The organism is Burkholderia glumae LMG 2196 = ATCC 33617 (genome assembly GCF_000960995.1).
GTDB classification, from domain to species: Bacteria; Pseudomonadota; Gammaproteobacteria; order Burkholderiales; family Burkholderiaceae; genus Burkholderia; species Burkholderia glumae.
Window position 1 is genome coordinate 734,342 of the sequence record NZ_CP009435.1, and the last position, 26,758, is coordinate 761,099.

23 protein-coding genes and 1 pseudogene are annotated in these 26,758 nt (G+C 71.3%); 13 read left to right on the forward strand and 11 right to left on the reverse strand.

Annotated elements, in window-relative coordinates:
- Positions 1 to 32 precede the first annotated feature (32 nt).
- The 4 genes from KS03_RS15865 to KS03_RS15880 all read right to left on the reverse strand — a co-directional run bounded on the left by KS03_RS15865 (position 33) and on the right by KS03_RS15880 (position 3,899).
- Positions 33 to 662, reverse strand: coding sequence for an ABC-type transport auxiliary lipoprotein family protein (locus KS03_RS15865; protein ID WP_035979920.1), 630 nt, complete (start codon positions 660 to 662; stop codon positions 33 to 35).
- Between the two features lie 226 nt (positions 663 to 888).
- The gene (locus KS03_RS15870) at positions 889 to 1,839 is read right to left on the reverse strand and encodes an MlaD family protein (protein WP_015877129.1); all 951 of its coding nucleotides are present in this window, start codon (positions 1,837 to 1,839) and stop codon (positions 889 to 891) included.
- Between the two features lie 15 nt (positions 1,840 to 1,854).
- The gene (locus KS03_RS15875; RefSeq protein ID WP_015877130.1) at positions 1,855 to 2,727 is read right to left on the reverse strand and encodes an ABC transporter ATP-binding protein; all 873 of its coding nucleotides are present in this window, start codon (positions 2,725 to 2,727) and stop codon (positions 1,855 to 1,857) included.
- Positions 2,727 to 3,899: an MlaE family ABC transporter permease gene (locus tag KS03_RS15880; RefSeq protein ID WP_015877131.1), complete on the reverse strand. Its 1,173-nt coding sequence runs from the start codon at positions 3,897 to 3,899 to the stop codon at positions 2,727 to 2,729. The genes KS03_RS15875 and KS03_RS15880 overlap by 1 nt, the downstream gene beginning before the upstream one ends.
- A gap of 394 nt (positions 3,900 to 4,293) precedes the next feature.
- Between KS03_RS15880 and KS03_RS15885 the strand changes: the two genes are divergently transcribed.
- From KS03_RS15885 to KS03_RS32175, 3 genes are all read left to right on the forward strand, one after another.
- Complete coding sequence (locus tag KS03_RS15885) at positions 4,294 to 5,199, forward strand: biotin--[acetyl-CoA-carboxylase] ligase (protein WP_015877132.1); 906 nt, start codon at positions 4,294 to 4,296, stop codon at positions 5,197 to 5,199.
- Positions 5,196 to 6,029 carry a type III pantothenate kinase gene (locus KS03_RS15890; RefSeq protein ID WP_015877133.1) on the forward strand — a complete coding sequence of 278 codons (834 nt, stop codon included), beginning with the start codon at positions 5,196 to 5,198 and terminating at the stop codon, positions 6,027 to 6,029. Before KS03_RS15885 ends, KS03_RS15890 begins: the two co-directional genes overlap by 4 nt.
- A gap of 69 nt (positions 6,030 to 6,098) precedes the next feature.
- Positions 6,099 to 6,680: a hypothetical protein gene (locus KS03_RS32175; RefSeq protein ID WP_230674429.1), complete on the forward strand. Its 582-nt coding sequence runs from the start codon at positions 6,099 to 6,101 to the stop codon at positions 6,678 to 6,680.
- Between the two features lie 16 nt (positions 6,681 to 6,696).
- Here the strand turns inward: KS03_RS32175 and rfaE2 are convergent, their stop codons facing one another.
- The 6 genes from rfaE2 to KS03_RS15925 form a co-directional block, all read right to left on the reverse strand.
- Positions 6,697 to 7,182 carry a D-glycero-beta-D-manno-heptose 1-phosphate adenylyltransferase gene (gene rfaE2, locus KS03_RS15900; protein ID WP_015877134.1) on the reverse strand — a complete coding sequence of 162 codons (486 nt, stop codon included), beginning with the start codon at positions 7,180 to 7,182 and terminating at the stop codon, positions 6,697 to 6,699.
- Positions 7,183 to 7,407: 225 nt separating this feature from the next.
- A complete protein-coding gene (locus tag KS03_RS15905; protein ID WP_035979644.1) occupies positions 7,408 to 8,280 on the reverse strand; it encodes a ferritin family protein in 873 nt (290 codons plus the stop codon).
- Between the two features lie 443 nt (positions 8,281 to 8,723).
- Complete coding sequence (locus tag KS03_RS15910) at positions 8,724 to 9,998, reverse strand: patatin-like phospholipase family protein (RefSeq protein WP_015877136.1); 1,275 nt, start codon at positions 9,996 to 9,998, stop codon at positions 8,724 to 8,726.
- A 30-nt stretch (positions 9,999 to 10,028) separates the two neighbouring features.
- Positions 10,029 to 10,910, reverse strand: a complete 882-nt coding sequence (locus KS03_RS15915) for a PhaM family polyhydroxyalkanoate granule multifunctional regulatory protein (protein ID WP_039202280.1) — start codon at positions 10,908 to 10,910, stop codon at positions 10,029 to 10,031.
- 253 nt (positions 10,911 to 11,163) lie between these two features.
- Positions 11,164 to 11,994: an enoyl-CoA hydratase/isomerase family protein gene (locus KS03_RS15920; RefSeq protein WP_015877138.1), complete on the reverse strand. Its 831-nt coding sequence runs from the start codon at positions 11,992 to 11,994 to the stop codon at positions 11,164 to 11,166.
- A 65-nt stretch (positions 11,995 to 12,059) separates the two neighbouring features.
- Positions 12,060 to 13,052, reverse strand: a complete 993-nt coding sequence (locus KS03_RS15925) for a fumarylacetoacetate hydrolase family protein (RefSeq protein WP_015877139.1) — start codon at positions 13,050 to 13,052, stop codon at positions 12,060 to 12,062.
- Between the two features lie 157 nt (positions 13,053 to 13,209).
- Between KS03_RS15925 and KS03_RS15930 the strand changes: the two genes are divergently transcribed.
- From KS03_RS15930 to metH, 5 genes and pseudogenes are all read left to right on the forward strand, one after another.
- Positions 13,210 to 14,043, forward strand: a complete 834-nt coding sequence (locus KS03_RS15930; protein ID WP_035984803.1) for an IclR family transcriptional regulator — start codon at positions 13,210 to 13,212, stop codon at positions 14,041 to 14,043.
- 205 nt (positions 14,044 to 14,248) lie between these two features.
- On the forward strand, positions 14,249 to 15,583 hold the full coding sequence (locus KS03_RS15935) for a DUF3108 domain-containing protein (protein WP_045678852.1): 1,335 nt from the start codon (positions 14,249 to 14,251) through the stop codon (positions 15,581 to 15,583).
- 251 nt (positions 15,584 to 15,834) lie between these two features.
- A complete protein-coding gene (locus KS03_RS15940) occupies positions 15,835 to 16,092 on the forward strand; it encodes a BTH_I0359 family protein (RefSeq protein WP_015877142.1) in 258 nt (85 codons plus the stop codon).
- A 198-nt stretch (positions 16,093 to 16,290) separates the two neighbouring features.
- The gene (locus KS03_RS15945) at positions 16,291 to 17,355 is read left to right on the forward strand and encodes a homocysteine S-methyltransferase family protein (protein WP_015877143.1); all 1,065 of its coding nucleotides are present in this window, start codon (positions 16,291 to 16,293) and stop codon (positions 17,353 to 17,355) included.
- Positions 17,356 to 17,362: 7 nt separating this feature from the next.
- A pseudogene (gene metH, locus KS03_RS15950) lies at positions 17,363 to 20,137 on the forward strand (methionine synthase); the annotation flags it as partial.
- Between the two features lie 111 nt (positions 20,138 to 20,248).
- Here metH and KS03_RS15955 read toward each other — a convergent pair.
- On the reverse strand, positions 20,249 to 20,572 hold the full coding sequence (locus KS03_RS15955) for a DUF1840 domain-containing protein (protein WP_015877145.1): 324 nt from the start codon (positions 20,570 to 20,572) through the stop codon (positions 20,249 to 20,251).
- A gap of 202 nt (positions 20,573 to 20,774) precedes the next feature.
- Between KS03_RS15955 and argS the strand changes: the two genes are divergently transcribed.
- The 5 genes from argS (at position 20,775) to KS03_RS15980 (ending at position 26,730) form a co-directional block, all read left to right on the forward strand.
- Positions 20,775 to 22,559 carry an arginine--tRNA ligase gene (gene argS / locus KS03_RS15960; RefSeq protein WP_015877146.1) on the forward strand — a complete coding sequence of 595 codons (1,785 nt, stop codon included), beginning with the start codon at positions 20,775 to 20,777 and terminating at the stop codon, positions 22,557 to 22,559.
- A 90-nt stretch (positions 22,560 to 22,649) separates the two neighbouring features.
- The gene (locus tag KS03_RS15965) at positions 22,650 to 23,444 is read left to right on the forward strand and encodes an SPOR domain-containing protein (protein ID WP_035977343.1); all 795 of its coding nucleotides are present in this window, start codon (positions 22,650 to 22,652) and stop codon (positions 23,442 to 23,444) included.
- A gap of 47 nt (positions 23,445 to 23,491) precedes the next feature.
- Positions 23,492 to 24,130, forward strand: a complete 639-nt coding sequence (locus tag KS03_RS15970) for a thiol:disulfide interchange protein DsbA/DsbL (protein WP_015877148.1) — start codon at positions 23,492 to 23,494, stop codon at positions 24,128 to 24,130.
- A 28-nt stretch (positions 24,131 to 24,158) separates the two neighbouring features.
- Positions 24,159 to 24,941: an SDR family oxidoreductase gene (locus KS03_RS15975; RefSeq protein WP_015877149.1), complete on the forward strand. Its 783-nt coding sequence runs from the start codon at positions 24,159 to 24,161 to the stop codon at positions 24,939 to 24,941.
- 202 nt (positions 24,942 to 25,143) lie between these two features.
- Positions 25,144 to 26,730 carry an ABC transporter substrate-binding protein gene (locus KS03_RS15980; protein ID WP_015877150.1) on the forward strand — a complete coding sequence of 529 codons (1,587 nt, stop codon included), beginning with the start codon at positions 25,144 to 25,146 and terminating at the stop codon, positions 26,728 to 26,730.
- Positions 26,731 to 26,758: the final 28 nt, after the last annotated feature.

Sequence of the window (26,758 nt, forward strand, 5' to 3'; positions counted from 1 at the left end):
CCGCAGCAGGGTCGTGGCCGGCGCCGCGCGCGTCATGGCGAGGCGCTGGCCTGCACCGCGAGCCATGCCACCAGCTGCCCGACGAGCTCGTTGCTGGCGGCGGCCAGCGCGGCCGCGCCGCCCGCCGCGTCGGGCGTGCGGGCCGGCGCGCGCGACACGAAGCTGCGCTGGCCGAGCACGGTGCCCTGGCGCGTGAGCGTGGCACGCACCGCCACCTCGCCATGGCTCTGGTCCTGGCCGTCGAACACCTGCTCGAACTCGTCGAGCTCGACGTGCAGCACGGGGGCGCGCACCGCGTCGCCGCCGTCGAGCACGGTGCCGTGCGAGGCCAGCGCCGCGCGCAGCCGCTGCGTGAGCAGTTGCGCCGGCGGCGCGGTCCAGCGGCTGTCGCGGTAGGCGGCGATGCGCTGTGCATCCGCATAGGCGAGCCGGTAGGCGAACTTGTCGGTGTCGAACGCGTCGGGGGCGCGCATGTCGGGCACCGTGAGCACCGTGCCCGAGGCCGGCGCGGCGACGAACGCCGAGGGATCGATCGGGCCGAGGTCGTAGCGGATGTCGGACATCCGGGCCGCATCGCTCGCGCAGCCGGCGAGCAGCGCCAGCACGAACGCGGTGCCGGCGAGCGCCGCGCGGCGGGCGTAAACAACGGTGAAGCGTGACATCGCGGATTCCTGCATGGTCGTGATCTCGTAAGCGGGTGGCCGAAGCCTCGTGAAACAGGCGCCGCCGCGCGCCGCGCCGGCTGCCCCGGTGCCGCGGCCGCCCGGTTGCGGCGCCCGCGTGCCTCGTCCTGTCATGCCGGCGCGGCCGCGCCTCTCGCGCGCGCCGGCCGGGCCGCCGCGCCGGCCGGCAGCCGCAAGGCCGCCGCCCGCCTGGCGCCGCGCGGGCTCAGTGCGCGGGGGCGGCCGGCGGCCACGCGAAGCCCGGCTCGCCCGGCCCCGGCAAGCCGGCGCTGGTGCCGAACAGCAGGCTGCGCGGGTTGCGGCCGATCTCGCCGGCCACCTCGCGCACCGTGCGCGAGGTGTCGCCAAGGTTCGAGCTCAGCGAATTCACGCGCGGCAGCGTTTCGTAGCGCACGCTCGCGTTCAGTTCGGACAGCGTCTGATCCATCGAGGCGAGCGCAGTTCCCGCCTGTTCGGCCGCCTTGCCGGCGCGGTCCAGGTTCACGGCCACCGGCCCGTTCGGCGCGATCAGCGCGTCGGCCGAGGCGAGCGCCCGGTTCAGGCGGCGGGTGGTCTCGGGCAGCTGCGCGGTGACGGGCTCGAGCGATCGGGTCAGCGTGGTCACGCCGTCGGCGGCCTGCTGCATGCTCGCCACGGTGGCGCGCAACTGCTCGCGCATCTCGGGCGAGAGCAGCGCGTTGACGCTGCTGGCGGCCACCTCGAACTGCTTGAGCAGCACGTCGCCGCGCTGCTGGAGCTGGTCGAACAGGCTCGGATGCAGCGGGATCTGCGCGACCGCCTTGCTCGAGCTGGGCAGCGGCGCGAGATCGTGGCCGGTGTCGTCGAGCTGCACGAACGCGATGCCCGTCACGCCCTGGAAGCCGAGCGTGCCGAACGTCGAGCGCGTGATCGGCGCGTCGTGGTCGACCAGGATGCGGATCGAGATCTCGCCCGGGTGCGCATGGTCGAAGTGGATCGAGGCGACCTTGCCGACGTCGAGCCCGCGATAGCGCACGTCCGCGTCCGGATACAGGCCGGTGACGTTGGTGCGCGCGACGAGGTCGTACGGGATTCGCACCGTGCGGTCGACGTTGAACCAGAACACGACCGCGACGATCGCGAGCAGCAGGCCGATGGCGAAGAGGCCGGCCCAGAACGCATGTGACTTGTTTTCCATTCGCGATTCCCTCTGTTACAGCTCGACGCTGGACAGCGCCGGTTCGAGTGCGGCCTTCGGCAGCGTCGCGCGCCGCTCCGGCGGCAGCGCCTGCAGCGCGCGGCGGCCGCGCAGCCCGAGAAAGTATTCCTTGATGAACGGATGATCGACGCCGGCCGCCTGCTCGACGGGCGCGGCCACCAGCACCTTGCGGTCGGCGATCACCGCCACCCGGGTGGAGAGCGCCACCATCGTATCGAGATCGTGCGTGATCATCACCACGGTCAGTCCGAGCGTGCGATGCAGCGTGGCGATCAGGTCGACGAACTCGTCCGAGGCGCGCGGGTCGAGCCCCGCCGTCGGCTCGTCGAGGAACAGCAGCTCGGGCTCCAGCGCGATCGCGCGCGCGATGCCGACGCGCTTGACCATCCCGCCCGAAAGCGCCGAGGGCATCTTCGAGGCGTGCTTGCACGGCAGCCCGACCATCTCCAGCTTCAGCATCACGATCTCGTGCAGCAGGTCGGCCGGCACACGGCCCAGCTCGCGCAGCGGCTGCGCGATGTTGTCGAACACCGTCAGCGACGAGAACAGCGCGCCGTGCTGGAACAGCATTCCCGAGCGGCTGCGCATCACGCGCGCGGCGTCGCCGTCGAGCGTGGCGATGTCCTCGCCGAACACGCGCACGGTGCCGGAGGTCGGCCGCTCCAGGCCGAGGATCTGCCGCACCAGCGTGGTCTTGCCCGAGCCCGAGCCGCCCACGATCGAGACGATCTCGCCCTGCCGCACGTCGAAGTCGAGATGCTCGTGGACCACGTTGTGGCCGTAGCGCTTGGTCAGGTCGCGCACCTCGATCACGTAGCCGGGCTCGGCCGCGCCGCCGCCGGGCGCCGCCGTGTGTCTGTGGTCCATCATCCGAGCCCCACGTTCTGGAACAGGATCGCGAACACCGCGTCGGCGAGAATCACCACCGTGATCGACGACACCACCGAGGTGGTGGTGCCCTCGCCCAGGCTCTGCGAATTCGCCTTGATGCGGAAACCGAAGTGGCAGCCCACCAGCGCGATCAGCATGCCGAACACCACCCCCTTGCCGAGCCCGATCCAGAGATTGGCGATCGGGACCACGCCGGGCAGCGAGCGCATGAAGAAGTTGAAATCGATGCCGAGCGCGAACTTCGCGGCGAGCGCACCGCCCGACAGCGCGACGATGTTGGTCCACATCACCAGCAGCGGCATCGCCACGCCGAGCGCCAGCACGCGCGGCAGCACGATGCGCAGCCCGTGCGGGATGCCCATCACGCGCATCGCGTCGAGCTCCTCGGTCACGCGCATCACGCCGATCTGGGCCGTGATCGCCGAGCCCGAGCGTCCCGCCACCAGGATCGCCGAGAGCACCGGGCCGAGCTCGCGGATCACCGACAGCCCGAGGATGTTGACGATGTAGCGGTTCGCGCCGAACTGCTGCAGTTGCTGCGCCGACAGGTAGCTGAGCACGATGCCGATCAGGAATGCCACCAGCGCCGTGATCGGCAGCGCCTTGGCGCCGGCGTTGTAGACGTTGGCGGAGATCTCGGTCCACGGCATCGTCTTCGGGCGCCGCGCGATCGCGCCGAGATCGAGGATCACGCGGCCGAACATGGCCACGCCGCCGAACAGGTGCTCGCCGAACTGGAACATCGCGAGGCCGAGCCGCGTGACGGGATCGTGGCGCACCACCGGCTCGGGCGCCTCGCGCGCCTCGTCGAGCCGCTCGATGCGCTCGAACACGATGCGCTGGTTGTCGGTCAGCACGACGCCGTCCGGCAGCCGGTGGCCCCAGACGCGCCAGAGCGCCTGGCCGCCCACGTGGTCGAGCCGCTCGATCGCCGAGAGGTCCCAGCGCCGCGCCGGGCCGTCGGCCGCGGCCGGCTCGCGCGAACGGCGGCCGCGCGCCACCTGGCCGCGCGCGAGCTTCTCGGCGCGCCGGACCACCACGCCGCGGTCGCGCGCGAGCGCGAGCGCCGTCCACTGCCCCGACAGGCGCACGATCTTGCCGCCGTCGACGCGATCGACCGACAGGCCGGGAGGTGTCTGGAAATCCAAGGGACGATACTTGCGAAAAATTTGATACGGGCATTGTATCGAACCCCATCTGGCCGCGCGCCCGGCGTGAGCCACGAGAAAACCCGCGGCCATCCGCGGCGAGCTTTCAGCAGGCTGTCGCGGCGGCTGTCGATCCGGCCGCCGGCGCCGCGCCCGGTACGCAACAGGCGCAAGGCGCCCCGCTCCGATTCGCGCCCCGCCGCTCGGAGCACGGTGCCCGCGCGCGCGCCCGGCGCCGCGCATCGGGTACGCGCCGCGTCCACCGCCACGGCGCGTGCCCGCCGCGGCGCCGCGGCGGCGAACCGGGCCGCCGGCCCGGCCACCCCGGCCGGCCGCCCCGAGGCACGCGCAATCGCTCCGGCCCCGCCGCGCCGGCTCTCGTACAATAGCCGCCATGAACGTCTCACCGCCCCTGTCCGACGCCGCGCGAATCGATCCGACGCGCGCCCGCTCGCTGCCCGCCAGCGCGCCCGAGCCCTGGCCGCTCGACATCGTCGAGGCGACCGGCTCGACCAACGCCGACCTCGCCGCCCATCTGAAGACGCTGCCGCGCACGCGCAACGCCCTGCCGCGGCCGATCGTGCGCGTCGCCTACGAGCAGACCGCCGGGCGCGGCCGCCAGGGCCGCCCGTGGTTCGCGCAGCCCGGCAACGCGCTGCTGTGCTCGGTCGGCTGCGTGCTGCCGCGCCCGGTGGACGCGCTCGCCGGCCTGAGCCTCGCGGTCGGCGTCGCGCTCGCCGAGGGGCTGGCCGCGCTGCCGCTCGCGCGCGGCCAGCGGGTACGGCTCAAATGGCCGAACGACCTGCTGCTGGTGGACGGCGACCTGCCGGTGGGCAAGCTCGGCGGGATTCTCGTCGAGACGGTCTGGAACACCGCCGACGCGAGCGCGCTCGTGATCGGCTTCGGCATCAACGTGCGCGGCGCGGAGGCGGTGGCCGCCGAGGTCGCGGCGCTGCGCGAGCGCAACGCCGCGCTGGCGGGCGCGCTGCCGCCCGCCGCGCTGTCGTCGGCCTGTGCGAGCGCGAACCTCACCGATACGCTGGCCGCCGTGCTCGATCCGCTCGCCACCGCGCTCGAACGCTTCGCCACCGGCGGCCTCGCGCCGTTCGCGCCGCGCTGGGCCGCGCTGCACGCGCACGCGGGCCGCGAGGTGGTACTGCTCGAACAGGGTCGGGAAGTGGCGCGCGGCGTCGCGGCCGGCATCGACGACAGCGGCCAGCTGCTGCTCGACACGGCCGACGGCCGGCGCGCGATCGCGGCCGGCGACGTCTCGCTGCGCGAAACCGGATCCGCGCCATGACGGCGGCACCTCTCGCGCTGCTGGTGGACGCGGGCAACAGCCGGATCAAGTGGGCGCTCGCCGGTGCCGACGGCACGCTCGTCGAGAGCACGGCGGCCGGCAGCGGCGCGGTGGAGCCGGCGCCCGGCCATGCGCCGGCCGGCAGCGAGGCGGCGATTCCCGCCTGGCCCGGCCGGGCCGCGCCGCATCATGCCTGGATCTCGAACGTGGCGGGCGCCGAGGTCGGCTCGCGCATCGACGCGCTGATCGACGCGCGCTGGCCGGGGCTGCCGCGCACGCTGGTGACGGCCCGCGCCGAACAGTGCGGCGTGAGCAACGGCTACACCACGCCCGCGCAGCTCGGCAGCGATCGCTGGTGCGGGCTGATCGGCGCGCGCGCCGCGTATCCGGGCGAGGCGCTGCTGATCGCGACGTTCGGCACGGCCACCACGCTCGAATCGCTGAGCGCCGACGGCCGCTTCGCCGGCGGCCTGATCGCGCCGGGCTGGGCCATGATGATGCGCGCGCTCGGCACGCACACGGCGCAACTGCCGACGCTCACCACCGGCACGGCGATGCGGCTCGTCGGCGAGCTCGACGACGCGTCGGGCCGCGTGCCGTTCGCGCTCGACACGGCCCATTCGCTGTCGGCCGGCTGCCTGCAAGCGCAGGTGGGGCTGATCGAGCGCGCCTGGCGCGACCTGACGGCGGGCGGCCGCGCGGTACGGCTGCTGCTGTCGGGCGGCGCCGCCGACGCCGTGGCGCACGCCTTGACGGTGCCCCATACGCGGCATGATTCGCTGGTGCTGTCGGGGCTGGCGCGGATCGCGCGCGACGGCGCCGGCCAATGAGGTCACAATCGGGGCCATGCCGGCACACCGCCGGCCGGCCGGACTGATTATCGAGGGAGAGCTTCGACGATGATGCTACGTTGGTTGATCGCGATCTTGCTGGTGGCCAACCTCGTCGCGCTGGCCGCGATCGAGGGGCTGTTCGGGCCGCCGCCCGCGGCCGGTGCGCGCGAACCCGCGCATCTCGCCCAGCAGGTGCGCCCGGAAGCGCTGCGCGTGAGCGCGGCGGCGCAGGCGGCCGAAACACCGGTGGTGGGCGGCCCGATCACCTCGCCGGCGATCGAGGTGCAGCCGCTCGGCGCGTCGGCGCCGAACGCGGCGTCGGGCTCCGGGCCGGCCTCGGAGGCCGCGGGCGCGTCGGGGGCGGCGGCACCCGCCCCGGCGCCGGCATCGAGTGCGCCGGCATCGGGTGCGGCGCCCGGCGCCGCAGCGCCCCCGGCCGCCACGTCCGCTCCCGCGGCGCCGGCGGCTGGCTCGGCACCGGCCGCCGCCCACGCCGCGAAGCTCGACGGCGCCGCCCCGCTGGTGGCCGCCGCGGCCCTCGCGCCGGTGGCGCTGGTCGAGGGCCGGTCGCGCCGCGCGGCCGCCAAGGCGCGCGCCAAGCCCAAGCCGCGCACCGCAGCGCCGCGCCACAAGGCGTCGCGCGCCTGAACCGGCGCGCCGGGGCTCAGCCCTGGTGGGCGCGCACCTTCTTCAGAAGCGCCGTGGTCGAGCGCTCGAACTCGAACGGAATCGCCAGCGCCTTGCCGCCCCAGCCGCGCACGAGCGCCGCTTCGGGCAGCGCGTCCATGTCGTAGTCACCGCCCTTGACCAGGATGTCGGGGCGCACCGCCTCAATCAGCGCCACCGGCGTCTGCTCCTCGAAACCGACCACCCAGTCGACGCATTCCAGCGCCGCGAGCAGCGCCATGCGATCCTCCTGGCGATTGATCGGCCGGTCGTCGCCCTTGCCGAGCAGGCGCACCGAGGCGTCGCTGTTGACGGCGACGATCAGGCAGGCGCCGAGCGCGCGTGCGTCGGCCAGGTAGGTGACGTGGCCGCGATGCAGGATGTCGAACACACCGTTCGTGAACACCACGGGTGACGGCAGGGTCGGGCGCAGCGCGGCGAGCGCGTCGCGGCGGATGAATTTACGTTCGAAGGCGGCGGGCATCGGCATGGACTCCGGTCGAAAGGTCGGCGCGGGAAGCGGCAGGCGCCGAGCGGCTCGCCGGGCTGCCCGGCGGCCACGGGGTGGCGGGTTCGGCCACCGCGCCGCGCAATCGAGGCGAAAACGCGGCGGCATGGCGGCGCGGCGGCGGCACAGCGCGCGCGCCGGCGCGCCATAAAAAAAAGCCCGCTGAACGTCGGCGGGCTGGCGTCACGGCAGCGCGCCGTGTCAGGCGGGCTGGGCCGCACCGCCCTCCTGCGCCTGCAGCCGCGTCGTCACTTCCTTGCGGTAGCGGTTCAGTTCCTGGGCGGTCGCGAAGGTGCGCTCGAACAGGATCGACAGGTTGTGCAGGATGCGGTCGACGACCTTCTTCTCCCACTCGCCGTCGAAGCGGATCTGCTCGTCGAGCCAGCGCTCGAGCCACTCGGGATCGGGCAGCCGCGACTGCACGGTGTCGCGCGGGAACAGCGCCTGGTTCACGTGCAGGTTGGTCGGGTGCAGCGGCTTCTCGGTGCGGCGCGCCGAGGCCATCAGCACGCCGATCTTCGCGAACGCCGAGCGCGCGGCGTCGCCGCAGTTGACGAGCGCCTTCTTCATATAGCGCAGGTAGGCGCCGCCGTGGCGGGCCTCGTCGCGTGAGATCGTCTCGTAGATGTGCTTGATGACGGGCTCGGTATGCCACTCGGCGGCACGGCGATACCAGTGGTTCAGGCGGATCTCGCCGCAGAAGTGCAGCATCAGCGTCTCGAGCGGCGGCGCCGGATCGAACTCGAAGCGCACCGCGTGCAACTCCTCCTCGGTCGGCATCATCTCCGGCTTGAAGCGGCGCAGGTATTCCATCAGGACCAGCGAATGCTTCTGCTCCTCGAAGAACCAGACGCTCATGAACGCCGAGAAATCGCTGTCGTGGTGGTTGTCGCGCAGGAACATCTCCGTCGCGGGCAACGCCGACCACTCGGTGATCGCGTTCATCTTGATCGTCGTCGCCTGTTCGTCCGTCAGCAGCGACGCGTCGAACTTGTCCCAAGGGATGTCCTTCTCCATGTCCCAACGGACGGCTTCGAGCGATTTGTAGAGTTCCGGATAAAGCATGGTGTTCATGGTCCCACCCCTGTTCTGCGCATTGCGACTGCTAAACGTGACTGTTGCGTCGAACGCCCACAATAAGGGCGCCGACCTGACGAACCAGTAATTTTACGCGCTAAACCACACGCTGGATGCACCTGCGCCTCGACGCTCCTGCCGCGAACGCGCAACCGCTTGTGGGGCGGGCACGCGCGACGCTCGATCTGGCCGAGCCCGGCGCCTGCCCTGCTTTGAGAGATAGGCCGGCTCGAGGCCGGCTGTCGTTACGAGGCCGTGCGCGCGAGCGTCGGGCACGCATCGCGCCGCCAGCACCCGTCCTGGATGTTTTCGGCGTCGGCGATGATAGCACGCACCGATGACCGATCCGCGACACGAACACGACGGAATGCGGCAAATCGTCGCACATAAAACAACGCCGCCGCGCTGCGCCGCAGCATACGGCGCGCAGCCGGCCCGGCTCAGCGCCGGCCGCCGCGTTCGCCTGGCGAACCGGCCGATGGGCAAACGGGTGCCGCCGCGGCGCCCCACGTACCGGCGGCGGCCGGCGGCCCCTGCGCCGCCGCCGGCGGGCCGCCGCCCGGGCTCGCCGAGGCGATCCAGGCCGCCAGCGTCTCGCGCTGCCGCAGCGCGTCGGCACGGCCGAGCGCGATCAGCTCGCGGGTGAACTCGGCCTCGAACAGCAGATAGCTGGCAAACGAGGCCCCGGCCGGCTGGTTGCCGCCGATCGCGCCGAGCAGCCCGCGCACCGTCAACGGCAGCCGCCGCAGGTGCTTGGCGGCGATCAGCTCGATGCGCTCGGACGGCGCGATCGCGAGCACGTCGACGTGACGCCAGCCGCTCTCGGGCTCGATCTGGCGCGGCAGATGCTCGACCACGCGGTTGACGTGCTCGATGCGCTCGATGTCGGTGCCGATCGAATCGAGGAACACGCTCGCGAGCACCTGCTGGCCGATCTGCGCGAGCGACGGATAGCCGAGCGCGTGGCCGTTGGCGGCCGGCACCTCGGGGCGCGCGGCCGCCGCGCCGATCACGACGATCCGGTCGCCGCCGAAATGGATCGCCGGCGAGAGCGGCGCGATCTGGCGGATCGAGCCGTCGCCGAAATACTCGATGCGCCCGTCGATCACGAGCGGCACGGCCGGGAACACGAACGGAATCGCCGACGAGGCGAGCAGGTGCGCGGCCGACAGATCGACCATGCGGGCCGTGCGCTGCGCGCGCCGCCATGCGTGGATCGGCTCGCTGCCGGCGTAGAACGTCAGGTGGCGCCCGCTCGTGTAGCTGAGCGCGGTGACCGACAGCGCGTGCAGCCGGCGCGCGCCGAGCATCCGGCCGATCCGGTGGAAATCGAGCTCGCGCCGCAGCAGGTCGGCCAGCGGCGCGTTGTCCAACAGCCCGCGCGGCGCGCGGCGCGCCGCCCAGCCGATGCTCATCGCGGCCAGCCAGCGCGCGCCCGCGCCCGCCACGCCGAGCCAGTCGGTGCGGTAGATCATCTCGGCGCGCAGGTGCTCCCAGAACGACAGCAGGCGTGCCGCGCCGCGCGCGAAATCGTCGGCGTGGCTGGCGATCGCGGCCGCGTTGATCGCGCCCGCCGAGGAGCCGCAGACGATCGCGAACGGCAGTTCGCGGCGCGCCGGCTGCACCTGGTGCGCGATCTCGGCCAGCGCCTGCAGCACGCCGGCCTGATAGGCGGCGCGCGCGCCGCCTCCCATCAGAACGAGCGCGAGCCGCACGGCAGCCTCAGAGGGTGGGAACGGCGCGCATCACGGGCCGCGCTTGCGCGCCGCCTTCGCGGCCGGCGGCGGCGCCGGGTCCGGCGGCGGCGCCGGGTCCGGCGCCGCGTCGGGGGCCTCCCCGGACGCCCCGGTGCGCGGCGCGCGCGGCTTCGGCGGCGCCGCGCGGCGCGTGGCCGGCTTGCGCGCGCGCGGCGGCTCGGCCGCCGGGGCCGGCTTCGGTTCGCCGGCCCCGGCAGCGGCAGCGGGCTGCGTCATCGCGAAATTGGCAAGCTGGCTGAACTGCGACTGCAGCAGGTTCCACCAGCCGGCCGGATCGAATGCCTCGGCGCCCGTCGGCGGTACCCCGGCACCAGGCGCCGGGCCCGAGTCGGCGGCGCCGGCATTGCCGGAGGCGGGGCCGGCCTTGGCCGCCTCGCCGGCCGCACCTGCCGCCCGGCCCGCTTCGGGCGACGCCGGCGCCGCCGCGCCGAACGGCGAGGCCCCGAACGGCGACGCGAACGGCGAGGCCGGCGCGGCGGTGCGCTTGGCCTCGGCGCCGGATGCGACGGCCGCCTCGGCGGCGGCCATCGACTCCTGCGCGAGCGCGCCGAACGCACGCAGCGTGGCGAGCGTGGCGCGCTGCACCTCGAGCGCCTGGATCGCCGATTGCAGCATGCCGAGATTGAGCTTCAGCCATTGCTCGACGGCGCGCAGGTCGGTGATGCGCTTGTCGAGTTCCTCGACGCTCGCGAGCGGCGCCATCATGTCCGACATCGCCGACAGCGACGGCGGCAGTCCCTGGCCGGGCACCGCGCCCATGCCGGCGCCGAACGGCGAGAGACGCATCATGTCCCACATCCGGTCGAGCATGTCGGACGGCTTGAAGCCTGCGAAGCCGGGGAACGGGTTGGAGCCGGGCGTATCGGTCATGCGGCAATCCTTCGTGACGGGTTCGATTGGGCGGGCGTCGGGCGACGGCGCATGATTCGATCATAGCGCGCGGGCGCGATGCGCGAACGGGAAACGCGGCCCCGCGGCGCCGGCGCGCGAGGCGGGCGGTCTCGCGCGCGCCCCCGCCGGCGCCCGGCGATGCGGCCGAGGGCGCATGGGCGGCGGATAGCGGGCGCGGGATGCCGGCGAGCGGCGCGGCGGCCGGCAGCCTCCGCGCCCCGCGGCCGCGCCCTCACGGCTTGCCGGCCGCGCCGTCGAAGTCGGGCGCGCGCCGCGCGCGCAGCGAGTCGATGCCCTCGCGCACGTCCGGACCCGAGAAGCCCATGAATTCGAGCGCGAGCGACGCGTCGAAGGTCGGCCCGGCCATGCGCAGCCAGTTGTTGAGCGCGTACTTGGTCCAGCGAATCGCGCTCTGCGAACCGTGCGCGAGCCGCTCGGCCAGCTCCAGCGCCTTCGGCAGCAGCTCGGCCGCGTCGACGGCCAGCGACACGAGCCCGATGCGCTCGGCCTGCGCCCCGCTCACCGGCTCGCAGAGCAGCAGGTGATACTTGGCCTTCGCCATGCCGCACAACAGCGGCCAGACGATCGCGGCGTGGTCGCCGGCCGCCACCCCGAGCCGCGTATGGCCGTCGATGATGCGCGCGTCGTTCGCGGCGATCGACACGTCGGCCAGCAGCCCGGCCACCAGCCCCGCGCCCACCGCCGGCCCGTGCATCGCCGAGACGATCGGCTTGCCGCAGTTGATCACGTTGTAGACGAGGTCGCGCGCCTCGTGCCAGACGCGCGTGCGCACCGCGAAATCGTCGGCCATCTGCTCGACGAGAGCGAGATCGCCGCCCGCCGAGAAGCCCTTGCCCTCGCCGCGGATCAGCGCGACGCGCACCTCGGGATCGCGGTCGAGGTCGCGCCAGATTTCGGCGAGCTCGCGGTGCATGCGCGCGTCGGCGGTGGCGAGGCCGCTGCGGTTGGCGCCCTCGCCGCTCATCACGATCTCGAGGATGCCGTGCGGCAGGCGCCGCAGCCGCAGCGCCTGGTAGCCGGCGTAGGCATCGGGTTGGCTCATGTCTCGCTCCCTGTCAGGGTCATGATGGTGTCGTGCGGGTGCCTCGGCAGCGGCGCCGCGCGTGTTCAGGACGCCGCCTCGAGCGGCGCGACGGCTTGCTCGATCGCGCCGAAGATAGACTTGCCGGCCGCGTCGAGCATCTCGATCCTCACGCGGTCGCCGTAGCGCATGAATTCGGTGGCGGGCGCGCCGTGCTCGATGGTTTCGAGGCAGCGCTTCTCGGCGATGCAGCAGTAGCCGCGCGTGGCGTCGCGGTTCGACACCGTGCCCGAGCCGACGATCGTGCCGGCGCGCAGGTTGCGCGTCTTGGCCGCATGCGCGATCAGCTGTCCGAAATGGAACGTCATGTCGGTGCCGGCGTCGGGCTGGCCGACCCGCTTGCCGTTCCAATGCACCAGCATCGGCCGCGCGAGGCGCCCGCCGCGCCAGCTCTCGCCGAGCTCGTCGGTGGTGACGGCCAGTGGCGAGAACGCCGTGGCCGGCTTGCTCTGGAAGAAGCCGAAGCCCTTCGCCAGCTCGGCCGGAATCAGGTTGCGCAGCGACACGTCGTTGGCCAGCATCACGAGCCGCACCGCCTTCAGCGCGTCGTCGGGCGCGGTGCCCATCGGCACGTCGCCGGTCACCACCGCCACCTCGGCCTCGAAATCGATCCCCCATGCCTCGGAGGCGCAGACGATGTCATCGCGCGGCCCGAGGAAATCGTCGCTGCCGCCCTGGTACATCAGCGGATCGGTGGCCAGCTCGGGCGGCAGTTCGGCGCCGCGCGCCCGGCGCACCAGCTCGACGTGGTTCAGGTACGCCGAGGCATCGGCCCACTGGAACGCGCGCGGCAGCGGCGCCATGCAGTCGGCCGCCTCGAACGCGAACGCGCGACGCGCGCGGCCGTGGTTGAGCGCGTCGTAGAGCTCGCGAAGCTGCGGCGCATGGAATGTCCAGTCATCGAGCGCGCGCTGCAGCGTCGGCGCAACCGTGTCGGCGATCGCCGCCGTCTGCAGGTCGCGCGACACGACGATCAGTTGGCCGTCGCGGGTGCCGTCCTTCAGCGAAGCAAGTTTCATGGAGCTGGATACCGTGTAGTGACGAGGGAGGGAAACTATTCTACGATGGTGAATCCGCGCGGCGAAGCCCGCGCCTCGCCGCCGGGCCGCTTCGCCCGCTCCAGCGTTCGCCGTCTTTCGCTTGCCGCTCCCTTTCGCATCGCACGCCTGCCCGCCCATGTCCGACACCGAACCCGACGAGCCCGCCGACGACGGCGCCGAGGAAAAAGTGCGCTCCGGCATCCAGTCGATCGAGGTCGGCTTCCGGCTGCTCGACGTGCTGACCCAGGAGCCGCGCGCGATGATGCTGCGCGACCTCGCGCATCGCGCGCAGATGAGCCCCGCCAAGGCGCACCGTTATCTGGTCAGCTTCCAGCGGCTCGGCGTGGTCGCGCAGGACCCCGTCTCGGGCCGCTACGAACTCGGCGGCTTCGCGCTGCAGATGGGGCTCGCGCGGCTCGCGCGGGTGGACGGCGTGAAGCTCGCGCGGCTCGCGCTGAGCACGCTGCGCGACCAGCTCGACCTGACCGTCGGCATCGCCGTGTGGGGCAACCACGGGCCGACCATCGTCCACTGGATGGAGTCGAGCCACCCGGCCCGCGCGTCGCTGAAGCTCGGCGACGTGATGCCCCTGCTCGGCTCCGCCACCGGCCTGCTGTTCGCCGCCTACCTGCCGCGCGGCAAGACCGCCGCGCTGCTCGAACGCGAGCTCGCCGACGCGCGCCGCGCGCCGCATCACCACGGCCCGCGCACGCGCGAGGCGCTCGAGGCATGCCTGGCCGAGGTGCGCGAGCACGGCGCCGCGCGCGTCGAGGGCATGCTGCTGCCCACCATCCACGCGTTCTGCATGCCCGTGTTCGATTCGCTCGGCGAGCTCTCGCTCGGCCTCGTCGCGCTCGGCCAGGAGGGCGTGTTCGATATCGCCTGGGGCGGCAAGGTCGATCTCGCGCTGCGCGAGTGCGCCGCGACGCTGTCCTATCAGATCGGCTACGACCCGGCGCGCGAAGCCTGACGCCGCGCCACGTCGCGCGGCGCGAACGATCGCGGCGCGCGGCTGTCCGACTGGTCCGTCCCGCCGCGCCGTATCCGGCCGAAGCGCGGACCCGAAGCGCAACCCGGCCCCCGAGCCAGGCTTGCCCCGCGCCGTCGCGGCGCGCCGGCCCCTCGCCCGAGCCGTCGCCACGAGCCACCTTATCGCCTTCATGCCCCGCTGACCGATGCCGCCGCCCTCGCTCCCCGAATCGTCACGCGCCTCGCCGCGCCGCCTGCTGCGCATCGCGCTGACGCTCGCGGTCGTGCTGCTCCTGCACGGTCTCGTGGCGCTGTGGTTCGCCGGCTATCGCGCACCCGCGAATCCGCCGCCGACCGACACGCCGGTGCAGGTCGAACTGCTCAAGCCGCAGCCGATCGAGCGCGCGCCCGCGCCGCGCCCGCCGCAGCCGCGCCCCACGCCCAGCCAGCGGCCGTCCCCGGCGCCGGCGCCCGAGCGCAGCCCGGTGCTGGCCGCGACGCAGCCGGCGCCGGTGGCGACGCCTCCCGCCACCTCGTCCACCTCGCCCGCCGCTGCCGCCACCGCCGACTCCTCGGCCGCGGCCAACCCTGCCGCCGCTCACGCGGTGCCGGCCTCCGCGCCCACGCCGGGCGTGAAGTTCGTGCCGCCGCCCTCGGGCGACCTGCACTACGGTGCGTACTTCAACGGCAACCTGAACGGCACCGCCACGATCCACTGGATCACGGACGGGCACCGCTACCGGCTCGCGATCGCCATTCCGGTGCCGTTCGTCGGGCCTTACACCTACGAGAGCCGCGGCCGCATCGACGACTTCGGGATCGCGCCCGACCGCTACACCGAGCAGCGCGGCCGGCGTCCCGCCGACATCGCGATCTTCAACCGCGACACGAAGCAGATCGTGTTCACGAAGACGCCGAATTCGATCGCGCTGCCCGACGGCGCGCAGGACCGCTTCAGCCTGCTGATGCAGTTGTCGGGGCTCGTGCACGGCGCGCCCGACACCTATCGGCCGGGCGTGGCGCGCGAGTTCCTGGTGGTCGACAACGACAGCGGCGAAACCTGGCCGATCGTCACGATCGGCGACGAATCGATCCGCACCGACGCCGGTCCGCTGCAGGCCCGTCACTTCCGCCGCCTGCCGCGCCGGGCCGGCGACGCGCGCCGCATCGACATCTGGCTCGCGCCGTCGCTCGACTGGCTGCCGGTGCGGCTCGTGCAGACCGAGCCCAACGGCTCGGAGATCGAATTGCTCTGGCAAGGGCGTTCTGCAGCAACCGCGCAGCTCGGCTACGATGAAAGTACCGCGCCCGACGCTTCGACGGCTTCGACGGCTTCGACGGCTTCGACGGCTTCGACGGCTTCGACGGCTTCGACGGCTTCGGCGGCTTCGGAAGCTTCGGCAGCTTCGGCAGCTTCGGCAGCTTCGGCAGCTTCGGCAGCTTCGGCAGCTTCAACGGCTTCGGCAGCCGTGCCCGACGCACCGCCCCCGCCCGCCTCCGGCACCGGCGCGCCGCCGCAAGCGGCCCCGGCCAAGCGGTAATAATGACCGATCAGCCTGGACCGGCCGGGTCGGGGCCGGCAGTTCGCCGGTAAACTTGCGTCACAGTGTTGACAATGTTTGACAACCTGATCTGTACAGTGGAGGAAAATCGGAACCGTTTCCGCCAACACGGTCTCTAACGGAAGCGCCCTAGCCTCGCGGGCGTGCAGCGCCAACCCCTTGAAACCGGCCGGGGCCGCCCCACCTTCGGTGCATTCGGCCTGACAGCCACAGCAAAGAGGAGTGCCGCCATGCAAATGATCTACAACAGCCCCAACTACTGCGTCGTCGAATTCGCGCCGCAGCTCGGCCATCACGCGATGAATTCCGGTGGCTATGAAATCGTGGACAAGAACTCCCAGCGCGAGATCTTCATCGACGGGCAAATGGCTGCACGCTTTCGCGAACACGTCAAGCAGTTGATCGAGGAGGAGCCGTCGCTCGACGAGGTCGACGAGTTCCTCGGCCAGTTCGACAGCCTGATGATGCATCCGGTGGTTCTGCACTGAGGCCGCACGCGCGCCGCCGCCCACGCGGCGCGCGCCCCGGCTGGCCGGCCGGGCGGCCGCACTTCCCGCCCCGCCGCGCGCACGCCGCGTTCCCGCCCCCGCCCGGCCCGCCGCGCGGGGGTTTTCGTTGGCGGGCACCCGACGTGCTCGTCCGGCAACCGCTACAATGTGGCTTTCCGCCATTGCCGTTGCTCAGCCATGTCGTCATCCCCGTCCGTCCGCCCTGCCCTTGCCGCGTCGTACACGCGCGGCGCCGACCTGCCCGCGCTGCTCGAGCGCAGGATCCTGATCCTCGACGGCGCGATGGGCACGATGATCCAGCGCTACAAGTTCGACGAGGCCGCCTATCGCGGCGCACGCTTCGCCGACTTCCCGCGCGACATCAAGGGCAACAACGAGCTGCTGTCGCTGACCCAGCCCGACACGATCCGCGAGATCCACGACCAGTACTTCGCGGCGGGCGCCGACATCGTCGAGACCAACACCTTCGGCGCGACCGCCATCGCCCAGGCCGACTACGGGATGGAGCACCTGGTGGCCGAGATGAACCTCGCATCGGCGAAGCTCGCGCGCGAGTCGGCGCAGCAATACTCGACGCCGGACAAGCCGCGCTTCGTGGCCGGCGCGATCGGACCGACGCCGAAGACGGCCAGCATCTCGCCCGACGTCAACGACCCGGGCGCGCGCAACGTCACCTATGACGAACTGCGCGATTCGTATTACGAACAGGCGAAGGCGCTGCTCGACGGCGGCGTGGACCTGTTCCTGGTCGAGACGATCTTCGACACGCTGAACGCGAAGGCCGCGCTGTTCGCGCTCGACCAGCTGTTCGAGGACACCGGCGAGCGCCTGCCGATCATGATCTCGGGCACCGTGACCGACGCGTCGGGCCGCATCCTCTCGGGCCAGACCGTCGAGGCGTTCTGGAATTCGCTGCGCCACGCACGCCCGCTCACCTTCGGCCTGAACTGCGCGCTCGGCGCGGCGCTGATGCGCCCGTACATCGCCGAGCTCGCCAAGCTCTGCGACACCTACGTGTCGTGCTACCCGAACGCGGGCCTGCCCAACCCGATGGCCGAGACCGGCTTCGACGAAACGCCCGAGGTCACCTCGGGGCTGCTCAGGGAATTCGCGCAGGCCGGCCTCGTGAACCTCGCCGGCGGCTGCTGCGGCACCACCCCCGAGCACATCGCCGAGATCGCCAAGGCACTGGCCGACGTGAAGCCGCGCCGCTGGCCGTCGCACTACAGCGAAGCCGCCTGATCCACCACGCCGGCCGGCCGCCGCCGCGGGCGCCCCTACCGACACGTCAACGACACACTCCGCCATGACCGATCACACCATGCGCCTTGCCGGCCTCGAGCCGTTCAACGTCACCGAGGGCACGCTCTTCATCAACGTCGGCGAACGCACCAACGTGACCGGTTCGAAGGCCTTCGCCCGCATGATCCTGAACGGCCAGTTCGACGAGGCGCTGGCGGTCGCGCGCCAGCAGGTCGAGAACGGCGCGCAGGTGATCGACATCAACATGGACGAGGCGATGCTCGATTCGAAGGCGGCCATGGTGCGCTTCCTGAACCTGATCGCCTCCGAGCCCGACATCGCGCGCGTGCCGATCATGATCGACTCGTCGAAGTGGGAGGTGATCGAGGCGGGCCTCAAGTGCGTGCAGGGCAAGGCGATCGTCAACTCGATCTCGCTGAAGGAGGGCGAGGCGCAGTTCCGCCATCATGCGCGGCTGATCCGCCGCTACGGCGCGGCGGCGGTGGTGATGGCGTTCGACGAGACCGGCCAGGCCGACACCTTCCAGCGCAAGACCGAGATCTGCGCGCGCTCGTACCGGATGCTGGTGGACGAATGCGGCTTCCCGCCCGAGGACATCATCTTCGATCCGAACATCTTCGCGGTGGCCACCGGCATCGAGGACCACAACAACTACGCGGTCGACTTCATCGAGGCGACGCGCTGGATCAAGCAGAACCTGCCGCACGCGAAGATCAGCGGCGGCGTGTCGAACGTGTCGTTCTCGTTTCGCGGCAACGACCCGGTGCGCGAGGCGATCCACACCGTGTTCCTCTACCACGCGATCCAGGCCGGCATGGACATGGGGATCGTCAACGCGGGCCAGCTCGGCGTCTACGCCGATCTCGACGCGGAACTGCGCGAGCGCGTCGAGGACGTGATCCTGAACCGCCGCGAGGACGCCACCGACCGCCTGCTCGAAGTGGCCGACAAGTTCAAGACCGGCGCCGCGAAGAAGGAGGAGAGCCTCGAGTGGCGCAACCAGCCGGTCGAGAAGCGCCTCGCGCACGCGCTGGTGCACGGCATCACCACCTTCATCGTGGAGGACACGGAGGAGGCGCGCGTGGCGATCGACGCGGCGGGCGGGCGGCCGATCAACGTGATCGAGGGCCCGCTGATGGACGGCATGAACGTGGTCGGCGACCTGTTCGGCCAGGGCAAAATGTTCCTGCCGCAGGTGGTGAAGTCGGCGCGCGTGATGAAGCAGGCGGTCGCCCACCTGATCCCCTTCATCGAGGAGGAGAAGCGCCGCCTGGCCGAGGCCGGCGGCGACGTGCGCGCGAAGGGCAAGATCGTGATCGCGACCGTCAAGGGCGACGTCCACGACATCGGCAAGAACATCGTGTCGGTGGTCCTTCAGTGCAACAACTTCGAAGTGGTCAACATGGGCGTGATGGTGCCGTGCAACGAGATCCTCGCCAAGGCGAAGGTCGAGGGCGCCGACATCATCGGCCTGTCCGGCCTCATCACGCCGAGCCTGGAGGAGATGGCCTACGTGGCCGCCGAGATGCAGCGCGACGACTACTTCCGCGTGAAGAAGATCCCGCTGCTGATCGGCGGTGCCACCACCTCGCGCGTGCATACGGCGGTGAAGATCGCGCCGAACTACGAAGGCCCGGTGGTGTACGTGCCGGACGCCTCGCGCTCGGTGTCGGTGGCCTCCAGCCTGCTGTCGGACGAGGGCGCGACGCGCTACCTCGACGAGCTGAAGGGCGAATACGACCGGATCCGCGACCAGCACGCGAACAAGAAGAAGCAGCCGATGGTCACGCTGGCCGCCGCGCGCGCCAACAAGACGAAGATCGACTGGGCCGGCTACACGCCCGTCAAGCCGAAGTTCATCGGCCGGCGCGTGTTCAAGAACTACGATCTGGCCGAACTCGCGCAGTATATCGACTGGGGCCCGTTCTTCCAGACCTGGGACCTGGCCGGCCCGTATCCGGCGATCCTCAACGACGAGATCGTCGGCGAATCGGCGCGGCGCGTGTTCTCGGACGGCAAGTCGATGCTCTCGCGGCTGATCCAGGGCCGCTGGCTGACCGCCAACGGCGTGGTCTCGCTGCTGCCCGCCAACACGGTGAACGACGACGACATCGAGATCTACACCGACGACACGCGCAGCGAGGTGCTGATGCGCTGGTGCAACCTGCGCCAGCAGAGCGTGCGCCCGGTGGTGGACGGGGTGATGCGGCCGAACCGGTCGCTGGCCGATTTCATCGCCCCGAAGGACTCCGGCGTGGCCGACTACATCGGCATGTTCGCGGTCACGGCGGGGCTAGGCGTGGACGCCAAGGAAAAGCAGTTCGAGGCCGACCACGACGACTACAGCGCGATCATGCTGAAGGCGCTGGCGGACCGCTTCGCCGAGGCCTTCGCCGAGGCCCTGCACGCGCGCGTGCGGCGCGAGCTGTGGGGCTACGCGGCGGGCGAGACGCTCGACAACGACGCGCTGATCGCCGAGAAGTACGTGGGCATCCGCCCGGCGCCCGGTTATCCGGCCTGCCCCGACCACCTCGTCAAGCGCGCGATGTTCGATGCGCTGCGCGCCGACGAGCTCGGCATGAGCGTGACCGAGTCGCTGGCGATGCTGCCGGCCGCGAGCGTGTCGGGCTTCTATATCGCGCATCCGGACAGCACCTATTTCTCGGTCGGCAAGATCGCCGACGACCAGGTGGCCGACTTCGCCGCGCGCATGTCGCTGTCGGACGCCGACGCGCGCCGCGCGCTCGCGCCGCTGCTGTAGGCGCACGCAAACGGCGCGGCGGCCGACAGCATAGTCGCCGTCGGCACAAAAAAAGCCCGCTTCCGGGAAGCGGGCTTTTTCACGGACGGCCGGCGCGCTGCGGCGCCGCGCTCAGAAGCCCCAGTGGACGTCGGCGTTCTGCGCCTTGGCCGCGCGCAGCATGCCGAGGAACGGCGCGACGCGCTGCGCCACGCTCGGCGCGACTTCATGATGCGGGTGGTCGCTCTCGTCCTCGTGGAAGTGACCGCCCTGCTCGGCGCTCGCGCGCCGCGCCTGGTCGGCGACCGCCTCGAGCTTCGCGATCGCGCCATCCAGTTCGTCATGGGTGATGACGCCGCGCTCGCCGAGCTGCTTGCCGACGATGCCCAGCACGTACACCGCGAAATCCTTCAGGACGTCGAGGTCCTGTGCCGCCTTGCTCTTGAACGTAATCATGATCGCCATTTCCTTTCAGCTTGTTGTTGTGCGCGCCGGCATCGGGGCCGGCTGGCGCGGGCCTGTCGGGCGCGCGCCGACGCTTCGCGTCTGAGCGGCATATTAGCACCTGTTAAAATTCGGCGATCCCTGAACCGCGCGCCGCCCGGCGCGCCGCCGGGCCGGCCCGCCAGGGCCGCCGACAACGACCATTTCCGACAGCATGCTGCCTGCCCAAAAACACATTCTCGAAACCCTGCTCGCCGACAGCGTGAAGCAGGTCGTCCAGGCCCTGAAAGGCGAGGCCGACGCCGCCTTCGCGGTGCCCGCCATCACGCTCGAGCGCCCCAAGGCCGCCGCGCACGGCGACGTGGCTTGCAACGTCGCGCTGCAACTGGCCAAGCCGCTCGGCACCAATCCGCGCCAGCTGGCCGAGCAGATCGTGGCGGCCGTCACGGCGCAGCCGGCCGCGGCCGGGCTGGTCGAGGCCGCCGAGATCGCCGGCCCCGGCTTCATCAACCTGCGCCTGACGGCCGGCGCCAAGCAGGCCGTGATCGGCGCGGTGTTCGCCGAGCGCGACGCGTTCGGCCGCTCCGATCGCGACGCCGGGCGCCGCGTGCTGCTCGAATTCGTCTCGGCCAATCCCACCGGCCCGCTGCACGTCGGCCACGGCCGTCAGGCCGCGCTCGGCGACGTGCTCGCCAACGTGCTGGCGAGCCAGGGCTACGCCGTGCATCGCGAGTTCTACTACAACGACGCCGGCGTGCAGATCGGCAACCTCGCGCTGTCCACCCAGGCCCGCGCGCGCGGCCTCAAGCCCGGCGACGCCGCCTGGCCCGAGGCCGCCTACAACGGCGAATACATCGCCGACATCGCGCGCGAGTACCTGGCCGGCGCGACGGTGGCCGCGAGCGACGGCCAACCGGTGACGGGCAAGGGCGACGTGGAGGACCTCGAGGCGATCCGCCGCTTCGCCGTCGCCTACCTGCGCCGCGAGCAGGACACCGACCTGAAGGCGTTCGGCGTGCGGTTCGACCAGTATTACCTGGAATCGTCGCTGTACGAGGAGGGCCGCGTCGAGCGGACCGTGAACGCGCTCGTCGCGGCCGGCATGACCTACGAGCAGGACGGCGCGCTGTGGCTGCGCACCACCGACGAGGGCGACGACAAGGACCGCGTGATGCGCAAGTCCGACGGCACCTATACGTATTTCGTGCCCGACGTCGCCTATCACGTCGCCAAGTGGGAACGCGGCTTCACCAAGGTCATCAACATCCAGGGCTCGGACCACCACGGCACCATCGCGCGCGTGCGCGCGGGCCTGCAGGGCCTGGGCATCGGCATCCCGAAGGGCTATCCCGACTACGTGCTGCACAAGATGGTCACCGTGATGCGCGACGGCCAGGAGGTGAAGATATCCAAGCGCGCCGGCAGCTACGTGACGGTGCGCGACCTGATCGAATGGTCGGGCGGCGCCGCGCCGGGCTCGGAAGCCTCGCCCGATCAACTCGACGAGGCCACCATCACGCGCGGGCGCGATGCGGTGCGCTTCTTCCTGATTTCACGCAAGGCCGACACGGAATTCGTGTTCGATATCGATCTGGCGCTGAAGCAGAACGACGAGAATCCCGTCTACTACGTCCAGTACGCGCATGCCCGCATCTGTTCGGTGATGAACGAGTGGAAGTCGCGCCACGGCGGCGACGAGGCGCGCCTGGCCGGCGCCGACCTCTCGCCGCTCGACAGCCGCGCGGCCATGGCGCTGCTGCAGAAGCTGGCCGAGTACCCGGACATGCTGACGCACGCCGCCGGCGAACTCGCACCGCACGCGGTGGCGTTCTACCTGCGCGAACTCGCGGGCGAGTTTCACTCGTTCTACAATGCGGAGCGCGTTCTCGTCGACGACGAGGCGCAGCGCACCGCGCGCATCGCGCTGCTCGCCGCGACGCGCCAGGTGCTCGCGAACGGCCTCGCGGTGCTCGGCGTGTCGTCGCCGAGCAAGATGTAAGCCGCCGGGCCGGGCATCCGACGGCCGCGCCGCGCGCGCGGCCGCTCCCTGTTTCCCGTTTCACGACTCTTTTAGCAGGTGACTCAAGCAATGGCACAACCGCGCCGCACGTCGAAACCCTCGAAACAAGCCGGAGGAACCTTTCTCGGCATCGTGCTGGGCCTGATCGTCGGCCTCGCGATCGCCGTGGTGGTCGCGCTGTACATCACGCGCGCGCCGTCGCCGTTCGTCTCGAAGGTCGCACCGCCCGCCGACAATGCCAGCGGCGCGAGCCAGCCGCAGCAGTTCGATCCGAACCGCGCGCTGCAGGGCAAGACGCCCGGCCAGCCGGTGCCGCCGCAGGCCGCCCAGCCGGCCCCGCCGAACACCGCGCCGGGCCAGGCCGCCAACCAGACGCAGCCGCCGCTGCTGCCCGAGCCGCAGATCGTCGAGGTGCCGGGCGCGACCCCGCCGGCCGACAGCAACGGCGTGGCCGTCGCGCCGAAGCCGGCCGACAGCACGCCGCCCGCCAAGAAGCCGCAGGCCACCGCCGACAACGCGACCTCGCAGCCGAAGGCCGCGCAGCAGCCGCCGAAGGCCGGCTCGGCCGCCACCGCCGCGAACCCGGCGGCCAAGCCCGGCTCGGCCGCCGCCGCCGCCGACGCGAACAGCGGCTACTTCCTGCAGGTGGGCGCCTACAAGACCGAGGCCGACGCCGAACAGCAGCGCGCGCGGCTCGGCTTCCAGGGCTTCGAGTCGAAGGTGTCCAAGCGCGACCTGAACGGCGTCACCTACTATCGCGTGCGGGTCGGCCCGTTCAACAAGTTCGACGACATGAACTCCGCGCGCCAGCGGCTGTCCGACGCCGGTGTCGATACCGCAGTGATCCGCTTCACGAAGCAATGAGAACCGGCCGGCCGCAGCCGGCCCCTGCAACCGTTCGAAAACCCAACATGAAAAAATTGCTCAGCATGCTGTTCCTCTCCATCGGCCTCGTCGCGGGCGCGGCTCACGCGTCGCCGTCGGCGCCCGTGGCGGGCAAGGAATACGAGGTGATGAAGGCGCCGCAGCCGGTATCGGCGCCGGCCGGCAAGGTCGAGGTCATCGAGTTCTTCTGGTACGGCTGCCCGCACTGCTACGAGTTCGAGCCGACGCTCGAGGCGTGGGTCAAGAAGCAGGGCGACAACATCGTGTTCAAGCGCGTGCCGGTGGCGTTCCGCGAGGATTTCCTGCCGCATTCGTCGATGTATTACGCGCTCCACGCGCTGGGCCTGGCCGAGAAGGACACGCCGGCCGTGTTCAACGCGATCCACAAGGAAAAGAACTACCTGCTGACGCCGCAGGCGCAGGCCGACTTCCTCGCCACGCTGGGCGTGGACAAGCAGAAGTACCTCGCCGTCTACAACTCGTTCAGCGTGCAGGGCGAGGTCAAGCAGGCGAGCGAGATGCTCAAGAGCTACAACATCGACGGCGTGCCGACCATGGTGATCCAGGGCAAGTACAAGACCGGCCCGTCCTACACGAACGGCGTCGACAACACGCCGGCCGTGCTCGACTACCTCGTCAAGCAGGTCAAGGACAAGAAGCTCTGATCGCCCTCTGCCGCTCGCGGACGCCGACATGACCGCTCCCCTAAAGGTCTTCATCACCGGCGCCTCGAGCGGCCTCGGGCTCGCGCTCGCCGAGGCCTACGCCCGGCAGGGCGCGACGCTCGGGCTCGTCGCGCGCCGCGCCGAGCCGCTCGCCGCCTTCGCGCGGCACCACCCCCAGCTTTCCGTCTCGATCCATCCCGCCGACGTGCGCGACGCGGCCGCGCTGCAGCGCGCCGCCGACGCGTTCGTGGCCGCGCACGGCTGGCCCGACGTGGTGATCGCCAACGCCGGCGTGAGCCGCGGCGCGATCACCGGCGAGGGCGACCTCGATGCGTTCCGCGAGATCATGGAGGTCAACTGGTTCGGCATGGTCGCCACCTTCGAGCCGTTCGTGGCCGCGATGCGCGCCGCGCGGCACGGCACGCTGGTGGGCGTGGCGAGCGTGGCCGGGGTGCGCGGGCTGCCCGGCTCGGGCGCCTACAGCGCGTCGAAATCGGCCGCGCTGAAGTATCTGGAGGCGCTGCGCGTCGAACTGCGGCCGGCCGGCGTCGGCGTGGTCACGATCGCGCCGGGCTATATCCGCACGCCGATGACCGAGCACAACCCGTACCGCATGCCGTTCCTGATGGACGCCGACCGCTTTGCCGAACGCGCGGTGCGCGCGATAGCGTCGCAGGACGCGTTTCGCGTGATCCCGTGGCAAATGGGGATCGTCGCGAAGATCCTGCACGTCGCGCCGCGCTGGCTCTACGACCGCGTGTTCGAGAAGGCCCCGCGCAAGCCGCGCGCGCCCGGCACGACGCCCGACTGAGCGGCGCCGCGCGGCGCGCTCGCACCGATCCCGCGGCCCGCGCGCGGGCGCCCGGGCTGCGGCGCCGGTTGCGCCGAGGTCGCGGCCGCCCCGGCCGCGCACGTTCACGCCGCGCGTTTTTTGACGGTATGCTAGTCGGCCGGTGCCGTGGCGAACCCGCCGCCGCACCCCGACCACCGCCCCTGTCCACCCGGGAGATCCCATGCGTTTCACGATGCTCGCCGCCGCGCTCGTCGCCGCCGCCCCTCTCCTTGCCGCCGCGAAGCCGCTGACGGTGTGTACCGAAGCGAGCCCGGACGGCTTCGACGTCGTGCAGTACAACTCGCTCGTCACCACCAACGCGTCCGCCGACGTGATCTTCAATACGCTGGTGTCATACGACGAGGCGACGAAGAAGGTGGTGCCGGCGCTGGCCGACAAGTGGGACGTCAGCGCCGACGGCCGCACCGTCACGTTCCATCTCCGGCCGAACGTCGCGTTCCAGAGCACCGACTACTTCAAGCCCACGCGCGCGCTCGACGCCGACGACGTGGTGTTCAGCTTCTCGCGCATGCTCGACAGCGACAATCCGTGGCACAAGGTGGCCGGCCCGAGCGGCTTCCCGCACGCGCAGTCGATGGGGCTCGTCAAGCTCGTCAAGTCGGTCACCAAGGTGGACCCGCTGACGGTGAGGTTCGAGCTGAACGAGCCGAACGCGACCTTCGTGCCGATCCTGACGATGGGCTTCGCCTCGATCTATTCGGCCGAATACGCGGACCAGCTGCTCAAGGCCGGCAAGCAGGCCGAGCTCAACGCCAGGCCGATCGGCACCGGCCCGTTCGTGCTGAAGCGCTACACCAAGGACGCGCTGATCCGCTACGACGCGAACCCCACCTACTGGGGCACCAAGCCGAAGGTGGACCGGCTGATCTATGCGATCACGCCCGACGCGTCGGTGCGCGCGCAGAAGGTGAGGGCCGGCGAATGCCAGATCGCGCTGTCGCCGAAGCCGCAGGACGTGGCCGCCGCGAAGGCCGACAAGGCCTTGAAAGTGGTGGAGACGCCGGCCTTCATGACCGCGTTCGTCGCACTCAACACCGAGCACAAGCCGCTCGACAATCCCAAGGTGCGCGAGGCGCTCAACCTCGCGTTCGATCGCGCGACCTACCTGAAGGTGGTGTTCGACAACACCGCGACGCCGGCCACCAACCCGTATCCGCCCAACACCTGGAGCTATGCGAAGTCGGTGTCGCCGTATCCGTATGATCCGGCCAAGGCCAAGCGGCTGCTGGCCGAGGCCGGCTTCCCGAACGGCTTCTCGACCACCATCTGGGTGCGCCCCACGGGCAGCGTGCTGAACCCGAACCCGAAGGCCGGCGCCGAGCTGCTGCAGGCCGACTTCGCGAAGATCGGCGTGAAGGCCGAGGTGAAGGTGATGGAATGGGGCGAGCTGATCAAGCGGGCCAAGCTCGGCCAGCACGACATGCTGTTCATGGGCTGGGCCGGCGACAACGGCGATCCGGACAACTACCTGACGCCGCTGTTCAGCTGCAACGCCGTGAAGTCGGGCATCAACTTCTCGCGCTTCTGCGACGCGCAGCTCGACCAGCTGATCGCCGAGGGCAAGGAAACCGCCGACCAGGCCAAGCGCAGCAAGGCCTATGAAGCCGCGCAGCAGATCATCCACGACCAGGCGCTGTGGATTCCGCTCGGCTACCCGACCGCGTCGGCCATCACGCGGCCGAACGTGCACGGCTATCAGGTCAGCCCGTTCGGCCGCCAGCACTTCACCGAGGTGTCGGTGCAGTAACGGCCGCCGGCGGTCGCCGGCCGAGCGC